General features: G+C 72.2%; 11 protein-coding genes. 6 read left to right on the top strand and 5 right to left on the bottom strand.

Annotated features, from left to right (window positions below):
• Positions 1 to 78 precede the first annotated feature (78 nt).
• Positions 79 to 1086, bottom strand: coding sequence for an alpha/beta hydrolase family protein (locus ASG12_RS20500; RefSeq protein ID WP_082502196.1), 1008 nt, complete (start codon positions 1084 to 1086; stop codon positions 79 to 81).
• 243 nt (positions 1087 to 1329) lie between these two features.
• Here ASG12_RS20500 and dnaK point away from each other — a divergent pair, with 243 nt between their 5' ends.
• The 4 genes from dnaK to ASG12_RS20480 all read left to right on the top strand — a co-directional run bounded on the left by dnaK (position 1330) and on the right by ASG12_RS20480 (position 5552).
• Positions 1330 to 3183 (top strand): molecular chaperone DnaK, encoded by a 1854-nt coding sequence (gene dnaK / locus ASG12_RS20495; protein WP_055793626.1) that lies wholly within the window; start codon positions 1330 to 1332, stop codon positions 3181 to 3183.
• A complete protein-coding gene (grpE, locus tag ASG12_RS20490) occupies positions 3180 to 3794 on the top strand; it encodes a nucleotide exchange factor GrpE (RefSeq protein ID WP_055793624.1) in 615 nt (204 codons plus the stop codon). Before dnaK ends, grpE begins: the two co-directional genes overlap by 4 nt.
• Positions 3795 to 3945: 151 nt before the next feature.
• Positions 3946 to 5145, top strand: coding sequence for a molecular chaperone DnaJ (gene dnaJ / locus ASG12_RS20485; RefSeq protein WP_055793622.1), 1200 nt, complete (start codon positions 3946 to 3948; stop codon positions 5143 to 5145).
• Positions 5145 to 5552, top strand: coding sequence for a heat shock protein transcriptional repressor HspR (locus ASG12_RS20480; RefSeq protein ID WP_055793620.1), 408 nt, complete (start codon positions 5145 to 5147; stop codon positions 5550 to 5552). The genes dnaJ and ASG12_RS20480 overlap by 1 nt, the downstream gene beginning before the upstream one ends.
• A gap of 8 nt (positions 5553 to 5560) precedes the next feature.
• Here the strand turns inward: ASG12_RS20480 and ASG12_RS20475 are convergent, their stop codons facing one another.
• Positions 5561 to 6415, bottom strand: coding sequence for an alpha/beta fold hydrolase (locus ASG12_RS20475; protein ID WP_055793618.1), 855 nt, complete (start codon positions 6413 to 6415; stop codon positions 5561 to 5563).
• Positions 6416 to 6471: 56 nt separating this feature from the next.
• Between ASG12_RS20475 and ASG12_RS20470 the strand changes: the two genes are divergently transcribed.
• A complete protein-coding gene (locus tag ASG12_RS20470) occupies positions 6472 to 6894 on the top strand; it encodes a MerR family transcriptional regulator (RefSeq protein ID WP_082502195.1) in 423 nt (140 codons plus the stop codon).
• Between the two features lie 30 nt (positions 6895 to 6924).
• Here the strand turns inward: ASG12_RS20470 and ASG12_RS20465 are convergent, their stop codons facing one another.
• The 3 genes from ASG12_RS20465 to ASG12_RS20455 form a co-directional block, all read right to left on the bottom strand.
• Positions 6925 to 9450 carry a LuxR C-terminal-related transcriptional regulator gene (locus ASG12_RS20465; RefSeq protein WP_055793616.1) on the bottom strand — a complete coding sequence of 842 codons (2526 nt, stop codon included), beginning with the start codon at positions 9448 to 9450 and terminating at the stop codon, positions 6925 to 6927.
• 13 nt (positions 9451 to 9463) lie between these two features.
• Complete coding sequence (locus tag ASG12_RS20460; RefSeq protein ID WP_055793614.1) at positions 9464 to 11002, bottom strand: Hsp70 family protein; 1539 nt, start codon at positions 11000 to 11002, stop codon at positions 9464 to 9466.
• Between the two features lie 189 nt (positions 11003 to 11191).
• The gene (locus tag ASG12_RS20455; RefSeq protein ID WP_162243454.1) at positions 11192 to 12988 is read right to left on the bottom strand and encodes an Hsp70 family protein; all 1797 of its coding nucleotides are present in this window, start codon (positions 12986 to 12988) and stop codon (positions 11192 to 11194) included.
• A gap of 284 nt (positions 12989 to 13272) precedes the next feature.
• On the opposite strand from ASG12_RS20455, the gene ASG12_RS20450 reads away from it, so the two are divergent.
• Positions 13273 to 17610, top strand: a complete 4338-nt coding sequence (locus ASG12_RS20450) for an IniB N-terminal domain-containing protein (protein WP_055793610.1) — start codon at positions 13273 to 13275, stop codon at positions 17608 to 17610.
• Positions 17611 to 17795: the final 185 nt, after the last annotated feature.

The following is a 17795-nucleotide window of genomic DNA, read 5'->3' as shown; positions in this document are numbered from 1 at the left end:
CGTCGGCTGATGTCATGGTCTCCAGGATGGCGGGCGGACCTGTGAACGAGCTGTCAGAACAGTGCCCGTTCGCTTCGTTCAGGGCACGGGCCGGGCGGCCGAGACGATGAGGTCGACGACACGGGGGAACGCCGACGAGGTCGAGGTGACCAGCGCGGAATGGCTCTGTCTCGGCAGCAGCACGAGGCGCGGACGGCCGCCGGCGCGGGTGAGTGCCTCGACGTAGGTCGTCGACTGGCTGGGACGCACGACGGTGTCGGCGGTGCCGTGCACCACCGTGATCGACGCGCTCGGGTCGAGGTTCTCGATGGGGTCGACGGCTCGGTACCGGTCGGGCACCTGCGTCGGCGTGCCCCCGAGAGCGCGGATCACGCGTCGGTCGCCGGTGTCGGCGGCGGCCCGCATGTTCAGGGGCCCGGCCAGGGAGATGATGCGGGTCGGGCGCCAGATCGCGCGGACGGGTGGGGGTTGCGTCGTGCTCGGTCGCCGCGTGCCCGCCCACACCGCGAGCTGCGCGCCGGCCGAGTGTCCGACGATGGTGCTGTCGGCCGTGGCGATGGCGGGGTTGTCGGCGAGCACGGTCGGGACGAAGTCGACACCGGCGGCGACGTCGGTGAACGTCGTCGGCCATCCGCCCCCGGATCCCAGCCTGCGGTACTCGAGGTTGTAGACGGCGAGCCCGCGCGCGGCGAGGGTGCGCGCGAACGGTACGAACGTCCCCGCGCCGTACCGCGAGTTCCATCCACCGCCGTGCACCAGGACCACCAACGGGAGCGATCCCCGGGCGTGCGGTCCGGGCGGGAGGAACAGGTCGCCGTAGTCCTGACCCGGGTCGCCGGCGGTGGCGTCGAGGTAGACGTATCGGCGCACGGTGACCGCGTTCATCGCGGCCAGGGCCGGTGCCGCCGCGGTGCGCGACGCCTCCGCCGACGCCGGGCTCATCTGCCGATGTCGACCGTCCTGGCTGGTCACAGGGAGGGCGACCACGACCGCGATCGCGGCCACCAGGGCGATCACGCCGCACAGTGCGACGAAGCCCCGCGGGTCGACGATCGGCCGGCGGCTGCGGAGACGGGGACCGATCATCGGCGCCGACGATACCGGCGGGGCGGCGCGGGTGTCGGGAACAGATCTCGCGTCCGCGCCGTTGGACACTTCGAAACCTGAGTGAGATCGACTCAACTGAGTTGACGACCAGTTTGACGACAGGTAGTAGTTGAGTCATCCGCGCTGAGGTTCACGGACATCCGGGTGCACGCTCATCCCGGTTTCGGCAAACGGAGAAAGCAACGCCGCGCCCCGCGCGGCATCGTCAAGGAGGCAACAAACATGGCACGTGCTGTCGGTATCGATCTCGGCACCACCAACTCGGTGGTGTCGGTTCTCGAAGGTGGAGAACCCACCGTCATCGCCAACGCCGAGGGTTCGCGGACCACACCGTCGGTCGTGGCGTTCGCGCGCAACGGCGAGGTGCTCGTGGGTCAGCCCGCGAAGAACCAGGCCGTCACCAACGTCGACCGCACCATCCGCTCGGTCAAGCGCCACATGGGCGAGGGCGACTGGTCGCAGAAGATCGACGACAAGGACTACACCCCGCAGGAGATCAGCGCCCGCACGCTGATGAAGCTCAAGCGCGACGCGGAGAGCTACCTCGGCGACGAGGTGACCGAGGCGGTCATCACCGTCCCCGCGTACTTCAACGACTCGCAGCGTCAGGCGACCAAGGAAGCCGGCCAGATCGCCGGCCTCAACGTCCTGCGCATCGTCAACGAGCCCACCGCGGCCGCACTCGCGTACGGCCTGGACAAGGGCCAGTCCGAGCAGACCATCCTCGTCTTCGACCTCGGTGGCGGCACGTTCGACGTGTCCCTGCTCGAGATCGGTGACGGTGTCGTCGAGGTCCGCGCGACCTCCGGTGACAACAACCTCGGTGGCGACGACTGGGACCAGCGCGTCGTCGACTGGCTCGTCGACAAGTTCAAGGCGCAGAACGGCATCGACCTCACCAAGGACAAGATGGCGCTGCAGCGTCTGCGTGAGGCGGCCGAGAAGGCGAAGATCGAACTGTCGTCCGGTCAGTCCACCTCGATCAACCTGCCCTACATCACCGTCGACTCCGACAAGAACCCGCTGTTCCTCGACGAGCAGTTGAGCCGCAGCGAGTTCCAGAAGATCACCTCGGATCTGCTCGAGCGCACCCGTGCGCCCTTCCAGGCCGTGATCAAGGACGCCGGCGTCTCGGTCGGCGACATCGACCACGTCGTGCTCGTCGGTGGTTCCACCCGTATGCCCGCGGTCAGCGAGCTGGTCAAGGAGCTCACCGGTGGACAGGAGCCCAACAAGGGCGTCAACCCCGACGAGGTCGTCGCCGTGGGTGCCGCACTGCAGGCCGGTGTGCTGCGCGGTGAGGTGAAAGACGTTCTGCTGCTCGACGTCACGCCCCTGAGCCTCGGTATCGAGACCAAGGGTGGCGTCATGCACAAGCTGATCGAGCGCAACACCACCATCCCGACCAAGCGGTCGGAGACCTACACCACGGCCGAGGACAGCCAGCCGTCGGTGCAGATCCAGGTGTACCAGGGTGAGCGTGAGATCGCGTCGCACAACAAGCTGCTCGGATCGTTCGAGCTGGCCGGCATCGCGCCTGCGCCGCAGGGTGTCCCGCAGATCGAGGTGACCTTCGACATCGACGCCAACGGCATCGTGCACGTCACCGCGAAGGACAAGGGCACCGGCAAGGAGAACACCATCCGGATCCAGGACGGCTCGGGCCTCTCGAAGGACGAGATCGACCGCATGATCAAGGATGCCGAGGCGCACGCCGACGAGGACCGCAAGCGCAAGGAAGAGGCCGAGACCCGCAACCAGGCGGAGTCGTTGGTGAACCAGACCGAGAAGTTCTTGAAGGAGAACGAGGACAAGGTTCCCGCCGACGCCAAGGAGAAGGTCGAAGCCGCGATCGCCGGCGCCAACGAGGCGCTCAAGGGCACCGATCTCGCCGCGATCAAGACCGCGGTCGAGACCCTGTCCACCGAGTCGCAGGCCCTGGGACAGGCGATCTACGCCAACGCCGCGGCCGAGGGTGGCGCCGAGGGCGCTCCGGGTGCATCGGCCGGTGCCGACGACGTCGTCGACGCCGAGGTCGTGGACGAGCCCACCGACACCGACGGTGAGAAGAAGTGACGGCTGATCAGCCGGGGACACCGCAGGAGGAGCCGGGCGATCCGGTCGACCTCGGGGAGGTGAACCCGGAGGACGTGTCCGCAGCGGCCGAGGCCGCGGCGAACGCCGATCCGGCCGAGGCCGGTGAGGCCGACGGTGCCGAGCAGACACCGGAGGAGGCCTCGGCGGAGCCGAATTCTGTGTCACCGTCGGCGAAGGAGGCCGAGCTGTTGGCCGACCTGCAGCGACTGCAGGCCGAGTACGCCAACTACCGGCGCCGCGCCGAGCGGGAACGCCAGGGTGCGGTCGAACAGGGCAAGGCGACGTTGATCAACGCGCTGTTGCCCACGCTCGACGACCTCGACCGGGCCCGTGCCCACGGCGATCTCGAGAGCGGGCCGCTGCGCGGTGTCGCCGACAAGATCGTCGACACGCTGACGGCGCAGGGGCTCAGTGCCTTCGGCGCCGAGGGTGATGCGTTCGATCCGGCGCTGCACGAGGCCGTGCAGCACGACGGTGACGGCGCGAGCCCGGTGATCGGGGCGGTCTACCGACAGGGATATCGCCTCGGCGACCGCCTGCTGCGGACCGCGATGGTCACCGTGACCGACGGCACCCCGGCCGACGCCTGAGCAGTTGACACCGACCTCGCGCCGCCGCGACGACCCCCACCGGGTCCGTCTCGGCGGTGCGAGGTCCGGTTTCGGGGCATGATCACGACGAACACAGAACTTTTCGCCCCAACAGGGGCAACGATTCTCACGAAAGAGGAGGTGACGCCCTATGGCTCCACAGAGGGAATGGTTGGAACACGACTTCTACAAGGATCTGGGCGTCGCTTCGGACGCTTCGGCCGACGCCATCAAGAAGGCGTACCGCAAGCTGGCCCGGGAGTTGCACCCCGACGCCAACCCGGGCGATGCCGCGGCGGAGGAGCGATTCAAGCGGGTGTCGGAGGCGCACAGCGTGCTGTCCGATCCCGCGAAACGCAAGGAGTACGACGAGACGCGCAGCGCCTTCGCCGGCGGACGATTCCGCGGCAACGGCGCGGGCGGAGGCTTCGGCGGCGGCTTCAACGGAGGCGGCGGTCGGGCGACACCCGGCGCCGGTGGCGGATTCGACGTCGGTGACCTGTTCGGCAACGCCGGCACGACCGCGGGCGGCGACGGCGCGTTCGGTGACCTGTTCGGCGGGTTGTTCAACCGGGCGCCCCGGACCGCGACACGACCGCGTCGGGGCAACGATCTCGAGACGCAGACGACGTTGTCGTTCCGCGACGCCGCGCTCGGCACGACGGTGTCGTTGTCGTTGACATCGCCGTCGCCGTGCACGACATGCCACGGGAGCGGCGCGAAACCCGGCACCAGTCCGAAGGTCTGCTCGACCTGCAACGGTGCCGGCGTGGTGAGCCGCAACCAGGGTGCGTTCGGGTTCAGCGAGCCCTGCACCGACTGCCAGGGCACCGGTTCGCGCATCGACGAGCCGTGCTCGGACTGTTCGGGCAACGGCGTCACCGTACGGACGCGCACCATCAACGTGCGCATCCCGGTCGGCGTCGAGGACGGGCAACGGATCCGTCTCGCCGGACAGGGTGAGGCCGGTCTGCGTGGCGCGCCGTCGGGTGACCTCTACGTGACCGTCACGGTGAGCCCCGACACGGTGTTCACCCGTGTCGGCAACGACCTGAAGGTCGAGTTGCCGGTCAGCTTCGGCGAACTGGTGCTCGGCGCGACGGTGTCGGTGCCGACGCTGGAGGGGACCGTCGGGGTGAAGATCCCGCCGAACACCGCCGACGGCAGGACGCTGCGGGTGCGCGGCCGCGGTGTCACGAAGCGGGCCGGCGGTGCCGGTGACCTGCTGGTGACGGTGAAGGTCGCGGTGCCGAAGAAGCTCGACGACGCCGCCGTCGAGAAGCTCCGCGAGTACGCCGATGCCGAGCGCGCCAGTGGTTTCCGGCCGAGGGACGGATGGGGTGATCAGTGATGAGCCGATCGGCCGGCGGAGGCGACGACGAGGTCTTCATGATCTCCGTCGCCGCCGAACTCGCGGGCATGCACGCCCAGACCCTGCGCACCTACGACCGTCTGGGCCTGGTGCGTCCGCAGCGCGCCGCCGGCGGCGGCCGGCGCTACTCGGCGCGTGACGTCGAGCTGCTGCGCGAGGTGCAGCGTCTCTCGCAGGACGAGGGCGTGAATCTCGAGGGCATCAAACGCATCATCGATCTCACCAACCATGTCGACGCCCTCGCGCAGCGTGTCCGCGAACTCGAGAGCGAACTCGCCTCGGCCCGCAACGATCTGCGTCATCGCGGGCACGGCGGAGAACTCGTCCCCGTACCGCGCACCAGCGCCCTCGTGGTCTGGCAACCCCGCAGCAAACGCACTCGCTGACCCCTCGCTCAGGTGGCGTCGAGCCACTCGTCGATCGCGGACGTGACGCGCGCGGGTGACTCGACGGGCGCGAGATGTCCTGTGTCGTCGAGGATGACCGGCGATCCCCTGCCCGGCAGGAGCTCGCTCAGACGATGCGCCTGCTCCACCGGGATCCATGGATCGTCAGCGCCCCACCCGACTGCGGTGGCACATCGGACGGTGTGGAGCCGTTCTGCGACGGGTCGTGTGTCCTCCGGATGCAGCGAGGCGATCTGACGGTAGAAGGATCTCTGTCCCGACGGTCCCGACCAGGTTCGCGTCAGCACGCTGCTCCACTCGTCGGACAGGTGGCTGTGTGCGGCACCCGCGATGTACTCGCCCACCAACGCCAGGTGCAGCGGTGCGGGCAGCTGGGCGAACACGTCGCCGTGTGCCCGTACGAGCTCGAAAAATGCTGAGCCCCAGGGGTGCAGCGTCACCACGTCCCAGAGGAACAGGCCCGCGTACTCGGCTCCGTGGAGCAGGTGTGCACCGAGAGCGACCGCGCCGCCGATGTCGTGGGCGATCACATGCGGGCGGGCGAGCCCCCACGTCGTGAGCAGGGCCGCGAAACGGGACATCTGCGCCGGGAGATCGATCCGGACGTCGGTGTCCCGTTGCGAGTGGCCGTATCCGGGCATGTCCCACAGGAACACTCGTCGACGCCCGCTCACCGCCCGGCCGACCTCGGCCCAGACCTGCGCGGACCACGGCGTGCCGTGACAGAAGACGACGTCCCCGACGGGGGCGCGTCCACGGTTCTCGAGCACGTAGGTGGCGATGGATGTCCCGTCGACGGTGACGTGGACGGGGTCGGGCAGGTGCGGGATCTGCGTGGTCATGGTCGGAGAACGTAGAACTTCAGGTCGACCTGAGGTCAAGCTGCGAGACTGTAGGGGTGAGGATCGGGGAGCTCGCCGAGCATGTCGGAATCGCCGAGCACGTCCTGAGGCATTGGGACGCCCAGGGTGTCGTGGTGGCCGACAGGTCCGCGTCGGGCCACCGGCGGTACACCGACGAGCACCTCCGACGCGTCGAGGTGGTGCGCGCCTGTCAGCGCATCGGTATGAGCCTGTCGCAGATCCGGCAGGTGCTCCATCGTGGGTCTGCCGACCGCACAAGGGTGCTGTACGAGCAACTCCACCACCTCAGAGAACAGCAACGACGCCTGTCCCGCGCCGAACAGTTCCTCACCCACGTGATCGGGTGCCGACACGACCTGATCAGCGAATGTGACGAGTGCTCGGGATTCGCGCAGGACCCCGTCGGCTCCCCGCGGGTGTCGGGTCTGCGACGACCGGCATCACGCGGCGTCGAGTAACGCTCGGAGTTGACGCTCGAGGGGCGCGTCTCAGGGCTGTGAGGCGGTGGCGCCGTACCCGGCGGCGCGCAGAGTCGAGAGCATCTCCGATCGCGAGGTCGAGCCGAGCCGACGGCGGATGCGTGCGACATGGTGTTCGACGGTCTTCGCGGAGATGAACAACGCCGCCCCGATCTCGCGATAGGTGAGGCCCAGCACGAGCTTCTCGGCGATCTCGGCCTCTCGTTCGGACAGGGTGGCGAGGCCGATCGCACCGGGTGCCGGGACGGCGGGCGCCTCGGGACCCGCGGACGCGCCTGCCGACGGTGCTCCCCCGATGGTGCGCGCGGTCTGCAGCAGGGAGGTGGCCGAGCGGGTGTCGGACACGCGCAGTGCGCCCTCCGCAGCGAGCCGAGCACCGTCGAACCCGTGACCGATGCGATGCAGATCGTGTGCGGCGAGGTCGATCTCGTCGCCCGACAGCGGGGGATCGGCGTCGTCGCCCTGCAGCACGCGCAGCCACACCCGACCCGCCCGCGCCAGAGCCGCGGCATAGGGGTGCGCATCGGCAGCCGTCCCGAGTGCTCTGGCGTGCGGCACCAACGCATCCGGGGTCCCCGCGAGGATGGCCGCCTGTACGCCGTACCAGTGCCACGCCGCGGCCCAGATCGGTGGATCGCCCAGCGCGGCGAGTAGTCCGTCGACCTCGGCGGCCAGGTGTGCGAAGCGATCGGTGTCGCCGCAGCGCACCGCGGCCAACCGCAGCTCGCCCAGTGGCAGGAGGGCGAACAGGTCGGCCTCTGCCTCCGCGACCGCCGGCTGCGCGTCGCGCCACGCGCCGGCCAGTGCACCCGAATCGCCTCGGCGACGGGCGATACCGGCGCGCAGCGCGTGCGCGAGGAGGCGCTCACGGTGGCATCCCACGGTCACCGACGACGCCAGCGCGGCCGCGCGGGACAGGTCGCCGGCGGTCATGGCGGTCCAGGCGTCGAGGAGGAGCAGTCGTGCGTCACCGCGGGCGTCGCCGGCCCCGTCGGCCCTGACCTCGCGCCGGGCGAGGACCGATGTCGCGCCGGCCAGATCCCCGGTGTGCAGCATCAACAGGACGGCGACGCCGGCGGCGGACTCGAGTTCGATGCGATCGCTGTCGGCGGCGGTCGACACCGATCGCAGCACCGCGCCGACCGCTGTCGCGGGCGAATCCGTGACCGAGGCCAGGAGACCGGCGGCCAAATGTGCGGCCGCGGTGTTGTCGGTGGTGGGCGGCGCCTGTTCGGCAACGGTGAGGAAGTCCTCGGCCGAGGGTCGGTCACCCGCGGCGATGAGTGCCACGGCCCCGGCGGCGGCGTCCGTTCCGGCCCTGTCGGATCCCAACCAGCGGAAGAGTTGCGCTGCGCGAGAGTAGGTTCCGCGGCGGGCCGCGACCGATGCCGCGATGCGGACGCCCGTCGCCACCGTGGCCCGGTCATCGGCGCCGAGCGCCTCGTCGGCGATGCGGTCGGCCGCGTCGAGATCGTCGGATCCCAGCGCTGCAGCGGCCAGCGGCCGATCGCAGATCGACCTGTCGGCGCCGGCCGCACGCGCTGCCGACCAGATCGTGACCGCCCGGTGACCGCGTGCGGCGCGCGCGTGGTCGACGAGAGTCTCGGCCAGGGCGGGGTCGACCATCCCGTCGGCAGCCGCGGCCAGCGCCCGCTCGAGGGGAAGTGCGTTGTGCGCCAGCAGTACCCGTACGAGTGCGGTGTGGGTGGACGCGATCTGGTGCGCGCCGACCACGGCGGTCAGCGCCGGGGTGGCATCGGCGAGAAAGGTGTCGGAGTCGCCGAGGAAGCCCGATCCGCGAGAGGCGTCGATCGCCGATGTCGCGGCCGTGGTGCCGAGATCGCATGTCTGGGCGACGGTGTCGGGATCGAGGGTGGAACCGGCGGCGGCGACGGTCAGGACACCCAGTGTGGCCCGGTCGAGACGCCGCAGTGTGCGGTGGTGATACGCCGAGATGGCTTCCGCCGCGACGTCGATCATCGTTCGGGGCTCGGAGTCGGTCGCGTCGTGCGCGGTGACCGCGGAGATCGCGGCGTCGATCGCGGCTCGGTTCCCGCCGCTCATCCGCGCGATCGCCGTGGCCACCGCAGGTGACAGTCGCCGCCCGGATCGTTCGACGACCCCGGTCGCGGTGACAGCGGACAGGGTGACGACCCGACCGTGAGAACCGATCGCGGTGAACAGATCTCGCAGGAGTGGTCGGTGATCGCGGGGCTCGGCCGCGACGGCGACGGTCACCTCGCCGGTCGCGGCGATCGAGGCCAGCCGTGCGAGCGTCGTGTCGTCGAGATCGTGGGCGTCGTCGATCACCAGCGCGGTCCCGGCGTCCGCTGCCGCGGACACGGAGGTGATCACTGCTCTGCCGGCACTGCGGTGGCGGTCGGCGATCGCGGACAACAGGAGGGTCTTGCCGCCCCCGGCCACCGCACTGATCCCGATGTGCGCGGGCTGCTCGTCGGCGGCGAGTGCCGACAGCAGAGCCCCGGCTTCGGGCATGCCCACAAGGGCGACGCCGTGCACGGCGTGATCGATCATCGGCGAGGACAGGTCAGGGCAGACCGGGGATCCCGGGCAGGTTGGGCAGCTTCGGGATCGTGATCTTCGGGACGTCGAGTGGGTCCGGGCCGGTCCCGCGTCCCGTGGGCACCACGGTCTGCGGGTTGCTGGGCAGCGGGTTCGGCGCCACGGTGGATGGCGCGGCCGGTGCGGCAGGCGCGGCGGTCTGGGCCGGAGCGGCGTTGCCGCCACGCGCCTGGGCCTGCGCCCGCGCCTGGGCCTGGGCTTGAGCCTGCGCTTGGGCTTGTGCCTGGGCCTGAGCTTGAGCCTGCGCGCCGCCATCGGTGCGTCCGGCCGATGGCGTGGTGGTGATCCGTGATTCGACGATGGTCGGGACGCCGACCGTTGCCGCCGCCGAGGTCGACGAGCTGGAACCGGCCAGCGGGTTGATCGCGGTGGCGACGGCATCGTCGGCCGGATCCGAACCCGAGTTCAACGAGGCGGCGACCGCGAGTCCGCCCGCGGAGAGCAGGGCGACGGTGACGAACGCGCCGATGAGTGCCAACCGCTTCCGGCGGCCGGAGTTCTCGATCGCATCGACGGCGCTGGGCGCCGGTGTCGCGGCGGGCACGGTGTGGATTCGGCTCGCCATCGCGGCGCCACCGGCCGCCGCGGCCGCCTTGGCGGGCACCGCCGCTGCCCCCGACCCCGACGCGAGGATCGCCGCACCGTAGGCGGAGGTGGTGGCCGGGTCGGAATCGACGACGACCGGAACACGGAGCACGCCCGAGAGCATCTCGGCGACAACGGGCATCGCCGACCCGCCGCCGGTGAGGAGCAGCGCCCCCACATCGCGGAAGCGGTGTCCGGACGCGGTCACCGCCTCGCGCAGCATCGTCATCGACGCGAACATCTGGTTCTGTACGAGCGATTCGAGCTCGGAACGGCTCAGGGTCGCCCGCGGCGCGGCGCCGGGCAGATCGACGGCGACGGACGCGTCGGTGTCGGTCGACAGCGATTCCTTCGCTGCTCGCGCGTCGGTGCGGAGGCGTGCCATCGCGGCAGCCGCGGTGGGGTCCGACGGGTCGACGGCGCTCGCGCCGGATGCCGCGAGCACGTGGTCGACGACGAGCTGATCGATCGCGTCGCCGCTGATCTCGTGCGATCGCGTGGGCGTACCGATGATCTGTGGGTCCGCGCCCGTCTCGACGACGGCGATGTCGAGGGCGGTGGCGCCGAGGTCGTAGACGACGACCAGGGAACCGTCGGACACGTGATCGAGTTCGCCGCCCGCAGCGGTGGCGGCGGCGAGGCTGGCCAGGGCCTCGGGGACGACGCGGACGTCGGAGAGGCCGTGCGCCGCGACGGCGTCGCGCAGTTCGTCGTTCTCCGCGCCCTGCCATTCGTTGGGTCCGGCGACGACGACGTCGTTCGCGTCTGCGCCCGACTCGTCGGCCAGGTCGACGATCGCGGCCGCGTAGGCCGCGTCCGCAGGTGTCGGGCGGACGAGGGCCTCGTAGGAGCCCGTCGGCGTCGCCGACACCGCGACCGAGGTGGTCGCACCGATCTTCACACCGAGGCCAGCAGCCATGGGGGTCGCTCCGTCCGATTGGGGAGCACGTATCGACGACGACCCCCCGGCCGGTCGTGACTCCACGGTCATCTTCCTAGTCGCCATCGAACACCCTTCCGTTACCGCTCGCCACCGATTGCGGCGAGTTCGCCGCGGCGGAGAAGGTCTCGATCCGCGGTCATCGCAGGCCCTGGCCGTGTGGCGTGCTCAGCGGCCGAGCAGGCCGCCGAGGCCGGGCACGGTCGGCAGCGAGGGAACGGTGGGGATGGGGTTGAAGGTCTGCTCCGGCACGGTGTCGCCACCCGAACCGGTGTCACCGGAACCCGAACCGCCCCCCGTCGATCCACCGGTCGATCCGCCACCCGTCGAACCACCACCGGTCGATCCACCACCGGTCGATCCGCCGCCGGTCGTGCCCCCGCCCGAGCCGCCGTTCGAGGTGCCGCCGGATGTGGAGCCGCCCGTCGACGAGCCCCCCGACCGCGTTCCGCCCGAGCCGGAGCCCGTCGAACCCGAACCGGTGCCTCCGGAGGTGGAGCCGCGTGAGGTCCCGTTCGCCGAGCCGTTCGACCCCGCGTCGTCCGCTGCGGACGTCGCCGCCCCGGAGGCGGGCGCACTCGATCGCGCAGCCGCGGCCGACGGGGACGACGACGGCGTGGACACCGAGGGTGTCGTGGCCGTGGTGGGCGTCGCGGCCGGGCTCTCCGACGAACTCAGGGCGGTACCGACCGACAACCCGCCCGCGGTGATGAGCGCGATCGCCACCGCGACACCACCGATGATCGCGAGTCGACGGGTTCGACCCGAGGTCGACGTCGCGGCGACCGGCGTCCGCGGGGCGGGGGAGACCGTCCGGGAGACGACCGTCTCGGCCGAGGCGTTCGACGCGGCACCCGCGACCTCGGCCGCGGCCGCGGCGGCGTTGGCGGGCATGGCGTCGAGGACCCCGGGTGCGGCGTCGATCTCGGCGGCCAGGATGGCGGCCCCGAACGCCGAGGTGGTGGCGGGGTCGGCATCGACGACCACCGGGATCCGCAGGACACCGGAGAGCATCTCGGTCACCAGCGGCATCGCCGCGCCGCCGCCGGTGAGCAGCAGAGCACCGACGTCGCGCAGGCTGTGGCCCGAGGCGGTGACCGCGTCACGCAGCAACGACACCGCCGCGAACATCTGGTCGTGCAGCAGCGACTCGATCTCCGAGCGCACCAGCCGGGTCTCGGTGTGCAGCCCGGGCAGATCGACGGTGAGGGTGGTGTCGGTGTCGACCGACAACGTCTCCTTCGCCGCTGTGCAGCGCCGTCGCAGTGCGGTCAGCGCCTCGATCGTCGCGGGTTCGAACGGATCGATCGAGTCGACCGCGTCGACCGACTGCAGCACGTGGGCCAGCAGCAGCTGATCGAACGCGTCGCCGCTGATCTCCTCCGACCGTGTCGGTCGGCCCAGGATCTGCGACTCGTCGCCGGTGCGGACGACGGTGATGTCGAGTGCCGACCCGCCGAGGTCGAACACGACGACGACGTCGGACGGCAGGTCACGGCCGGTGGCCTGCGCCGCCGCGACGCTCGCGATGGCCTCGGGCACGAAGGTGACGTCGGAGAGGCCGTGGGCGTCGGCTGCGGCGCGCACCACGTCGACGGTGTAGGGCTGCCACCCGTTCGGGCAGGTCACGACGATGCTGGTGGCGTCCGAGCGCGACTCGGCGGCCAGACACGCCAGCGCCGTCGCGTAGAGGTCCTCGCCGCTGAAACGACGGCCGTCGTCGGCGACGAGTTCCACCGGATCGCCCACGCGCTCGGTGAAGCCGGACAGTCGGGCCGATCCCTCGGCGCCGGCGCCCTGCCGTGCCGACGCCAGCACCGGTTCACGACCGGGCGCGACATCGAGTGCGGTGGGCCGGACCAGCGCGTCGTAGGTACCCGACGGGGTGGACGAGACGGCGACCGACATCGTGGCGCCGATCTTCATACCCAGGCCCGACGGCCGACGGGTGTCTGCTGTGGACATGTGGTGGCCTCCGGCAGTGGAATTGTGGTGGCCTCCGGCCATGAGGTCGACTCCCGTTCGTCGCTGGGGTGGGGTCGTGACCCCACCGATTCTTCTCCCGCATGTCGCCATCGGGGCCCATCGCGTTACCCCCTCCGGCGCCCCTCGGGGAGGTCGCGGGGGCATCCCCTAATGCCCCCGACGAGACAGGGGGCTTCACCCCGTTGGGCCCGGGGGTCGCCGTCCCTAGCGTGGTCAGCAGTCAGGTGGCGTCGACCGCCGCCTCGAATGATCCAGGAGCCCCGATGCCCACGAACGCCGTTCTCGACTTCATCCTCAACCTGCTGCGCGACGACAAGGCCGCCGCGGCGTACCTCAGTGACCCGCAGTGCGCCCTCGACACCGCCGGCCTGGGCGATCTCTGCCCGGCCGACATCGTCGCCGCGGCGCCGGCGGTCGCCGAGTCGGGACTGTTCCCGGGGGGATCGCGGCTGGCGTCCATCGTCGGTGCGGGAACCCCCGCCGCGGGTGGGCTCGGTGGACTGGGCGGCGGCCTCGGGGGGATCTCCGTCGGCGGCCTGGGCGGGGCGGCCCTCGGTGGACTCGGTGGGGTCGCGGTCGGACTGGGTGGCGTCAACCTCGGCGGTATCAACCTGGGCAGCGTCGACTTCGGCAGCATCAACGTCGGCGGTCTGGGCGGACTGAACCTGGGCGGCATCGACTTCGGGTCGCTCGCGCTGGGCAACATCGATCTCGGCGGGATCGCGCTCGGTGGCATCGACCTGAGCAACCTCATCTCGGCGAACAACCTCATCGACCTGGGCCTCGGGAGCCTCTCGCTGGGCAGCCTGGCCCTGGGTGACCTGGCCATCGGCACGCAGCTGTCGGCCGCGTTGGCCGCCGCTCTCGCCGGCGCACTCACCGTCGGCGGCGACATCGCGGCCGCACTCGGAGTCGCACTCGGTGCCCTCGTCGACGCGGCCCTGGCCGTCGGTGGCGGTCTGGGCGCCGTGTTCGACGCGAACGGCCTCCTGAACATCGGCGCCACCATCGCCGGTGTGTTCACCGGTGGACTCGGCCTGGCCGCCGGTCTCGGTGTGCAGCTGGCCGGCACGATCAACGCGGCGCTCGGCGCGGCCGGTGTCGTGGTCGCCGGCGGCACGGCGACCGTCGGTGCCGCGCTCGGCGGCGCCCTGGCCGTCGGCGGATCGCTGGCCGCCAACGTCGGCGCAGCCCTCGGGGCGGCGCTCGGCGGTGCCGTCGGTGTCGGTGGCGCGCTCGCCGCCGATCTCGCCGGTGCGCTGTCGGCCGGACTCGGTGTCGCGGGCTCCCTGGCCGCGGTCCTCGGTGGCGGGCTCGGCCTCGGTGCGAACCTGCTCGGCGGTGTCGTGGCACAGCTCGGCGGCGCTCTCGGGTCGGCCCTCGGTGTCACCGCCGGCCTCGGCGGCGCACTGACCGGACTGCTCGACGCCTCGGTCGTCGCGGGACTCGTCGGCGGACTCACCGCCTCGCTGCAGGGCGCTCTCTCCGCGGCGCTCGGTGCCGGCGGTGCGCTCGGTGCCGACCTCGGTCTCGCCCTCGGAGCGGCGCTCGGCGCGGTCACCGACGTGACCGGACTGCTCGACCTCGGCGCCGTCCTCGGAGCCGGTGGCGCCCTGGCCGCCGCGTTCACCGGCGCGCTCGAACTCGGTGGCGGCATCACCGCAGCCCTGGCGGCATCCCTCGACGCCGCGCTGGCCGCAGCCGGCGGCATCGACCTCGGCGCGATCCTCGCCGGAGGCGGAAACCTCGGTGTGGCGCTCGGCACGGCCCTGTCGGGTGTTCTCGGTGCCGGCGGTGCGGTCGCGGCGAACCTCGGTCTCGCGCTGGGCTCGGTGCTCGGCGGAGCCCTCGGTGGCGCGGCCGGCCTCTCCGGTGCCCTCGGCGCCCAGCTGTCGGGCCTGCTCGCCGGCGGTGTCGGTCTTGGTGCGGCCCTCTCGACCGTCCTCGGCGGTGCCCTCGACCTGTCGTCGGCCCTCAATCTGTCCTCGGCGCTGAACCTCTCCGGTGCCCTCGACCTCGGTGGCTCGCTCGCCGCGGCCCTCGGCGCCGGCGGTCTGCTCACCGGTGATCTCGCGGCATTGCTCGACACCGGTCTCGCGGCGCAGCTCTCCGGCGCGCTCGGAGCCACCCTCGGCGCCGGTGGTGCGGTCGCCGCCGATCTCGGCGCCGCGCTCGGTGGCGCACTGGGTGGCCTCGTCACCGTCGGCGGTCTGCTCGACGGCGGCGTCGCACTGTCCGCCGGCGCCGCACTCGCCGGCCAGCTCGGCGCGGCACTGGGGCTCGACGGACTCCTCGTCGGCCAACTCGGCGGCGCCCTCGACGCCCTGCTCGACGCGGGCGTCGACGTGGCCGCGGTGCTCGCGGGAACCACCGACCTCGCAGCGGCGCTCGGCGGCGCCGTCGGTCTCGGTGGCGCAGCAGCGGCCGATCTCGGTGCGACCCTCGGCGCGGTGCTCGGCACCGGGCTCACCGGCGTCCTCGGCGCCCAGCTGTCCGGCCTGCTCGCCGGTGGTGTCGGACTCGACGCCGCCCTGTCGACCGTCCTCGGTGGTGCACTGGGTCTCGGGGGCGGCGTGGACCTCGGTGGCGCCCTCGCCGCAGCCCTCGGCGCCGGTGGCGTCCTGTCGACCGACCTCGCGGCCGTCCTCGGTGGCGACATCTCCGCCCAGCTCTCCGGCGCCCTCGGTGCCGCGCTGTCGGCCGGTGGAACACTCGGCGCCGGCCTGGGGGCATCACTCGGATCGGTGCTGACAGCAGCGGCCGGCCTCGGCGGTCTCGCGACCATCGACCCCGCGCTCGCACTCGGCGTGGGTGGGACGCTCGCCGCGGGCCTCGGCGCCGCACTCGGTGTGGACGGCCTCGTGATCGGCCAGTTCGGCGGGGCGCTCGACGCGATCCTCGGCGGCGGCGTCGACCTCGCCGGCGTTCTCGCCGGCACCACCGACCTGTCGGCGATCCTCGGCACCGCGCTCGGCGCCGGTGGCGCCCTCGGTGCCGACCTCGGCGCATCGTTCGGAGCCGTCCTGGGCACCGCGCTCTCCGGCTCGCTCGGCGCGCAGGTCTCGGGTCTCCTCTCCGGCGGTCTCGACCTCGGGACCGCCCTGTCGACCGTGCTCGGCGGCGCCGTCGGACTCGACGCGACCGGCGCCCTGGGCCTCGGCGCGGCCGCGGAGCTGGGGACCGATCTCGTCGCCGCGCTCGGTGTCGGCGGCCTCGCGACCACCGACCTCACCGCACTCGTCTCGGGTGGCCTCGCCGCCGACCTGTCCGGATCGCTCGCCACCGCCCTCGGTGCGGGTGGCTCCGCGGCCGCCGGACTGGGCACCGCCCTCGGTGGCGCGGTCACCGCGGCCGTGGCCGCGGGTGCGATCGACCCGTCGCTGGGTCTCGACGTCGGTTCGGTCCTCGCCGGCGGGCTCACCGCCGGACTCGGTGTCGACCCGGCGCTCGTCTCGCAGCTCGGTGCGGCGTTCACCACCGCGCTCGGTGGCTCCGTCGATCTCGCCGGTGTGCTCGGCGGCACCGCCGACCTCGGCGGCGCGCTCGGTGCGGCACTCGGACTCGGCGGTGGCGGCGCTGCCGCCCTCGGGGCATCCCTCGGCGCGGTCGTCGGCTCGGCGTTCGACGGATCCCTCGGGGGTTCGCTCGGCGGCTCGCTCGCCGGTGGCCTCGGCACCGACCTCCTCGCCGGCCTCGGTGGCGGACTCGACGCCGGCAGTGTGCTCGGCTCGGCGTTCGGCGGCGCCCTGTCGCTGGACGGGAACGCCGCGGGTGGCCTCGGCACCGCGTTCACCACGGCCCTCGCCGCGGGCGGCGACCTCGGCGGCGATCTCGGTGGCCGGCTCGCGGGACTCGCCGACCCCGGTGCCGGCCTCGCCGGCGCCGCGTCGCTCGGCACCGGCCTCGCCGGATCGCTGAACACCGGACTCGCCGGATCCTTGACCAGCGGACTCGGACTCGCAGGATCGGACCCCACGCCGAACCTGGGCGCAGGAATCGACGGCGCCATCGGCGGAGCGGCGACCACCGCGCTCGACGCCGGTGGCGCCGCCGGGGCCACCTCCGGTCTGCACGGTCTCGCCGGGGCGGGTACATCGCTCGCCGGCGGGCTGGGGCTCGGATCGGGTGTCCAGAGCGCACTCGGCGGCGACGCCACCGCGAATCTGCAGGGCGCACTCGATTCGGTGCACTCGCTCTCCGCGGGCTCGACCACCGGGACCGCGGGGCTCACCGGCGACGCGTCCGGCGCGGCCGCGGGCACCGGTGGTGTCGACGGCGCGCTGCATGGTCTCACCGGCACCACGGCCGGCCTCGCAGGCAGCGGCGCGGCGGGCCTCACGGGCGGCGCCACGAGCGGTCTCACCGCGCACCAGGGCTGGTCGGGTCTCGACGCCGACCACACCTTCGGCGCGGCGACCACCTCGTCCACCGCGGCCGACGGCAGCGCGCACGGGTCGGCCCTGCACGACTCGGGTCTGACCGGCGGTCTCACCGACGGTCTGTCGACCGGACTGGGCGGCACCGCCGACACCGCGTCGCACACCGACGCCGCCGCCACACAGAACCACCATCTGGACCTCGGACACGGCTTGCTGCCCTGACCGAGACCACCGCGAGCTCGTCACCGACGGTGGGCGGTTGCCCCGAACTGCCGCCCACGACCGTGTGACAGCGTCGGCCCCGTACGCTTGCGTGCGGGGCCGATGCGGTTCGCGGGCCCGACAGCACCACAAACTCCCAGATCAGACAGGCCATGCGGCGGTCGGGCACCGCCGGTGGACGCGAC

The sequence above is a fragment of the Williamsia sp. Leaf354 genome, assembly GCF_001424365.1.
Classification (GTDB): Bacteria; Actinomycetota; Actinomycetes; order Mycobacteriales; family Mycobacteriaceae; genus Williamsia_A.
The sequence above is the reverse complement of the archived record's forward strand: the minus strand, read 5'-3'. Positions and strand labels throughout refer to the sequence as shown.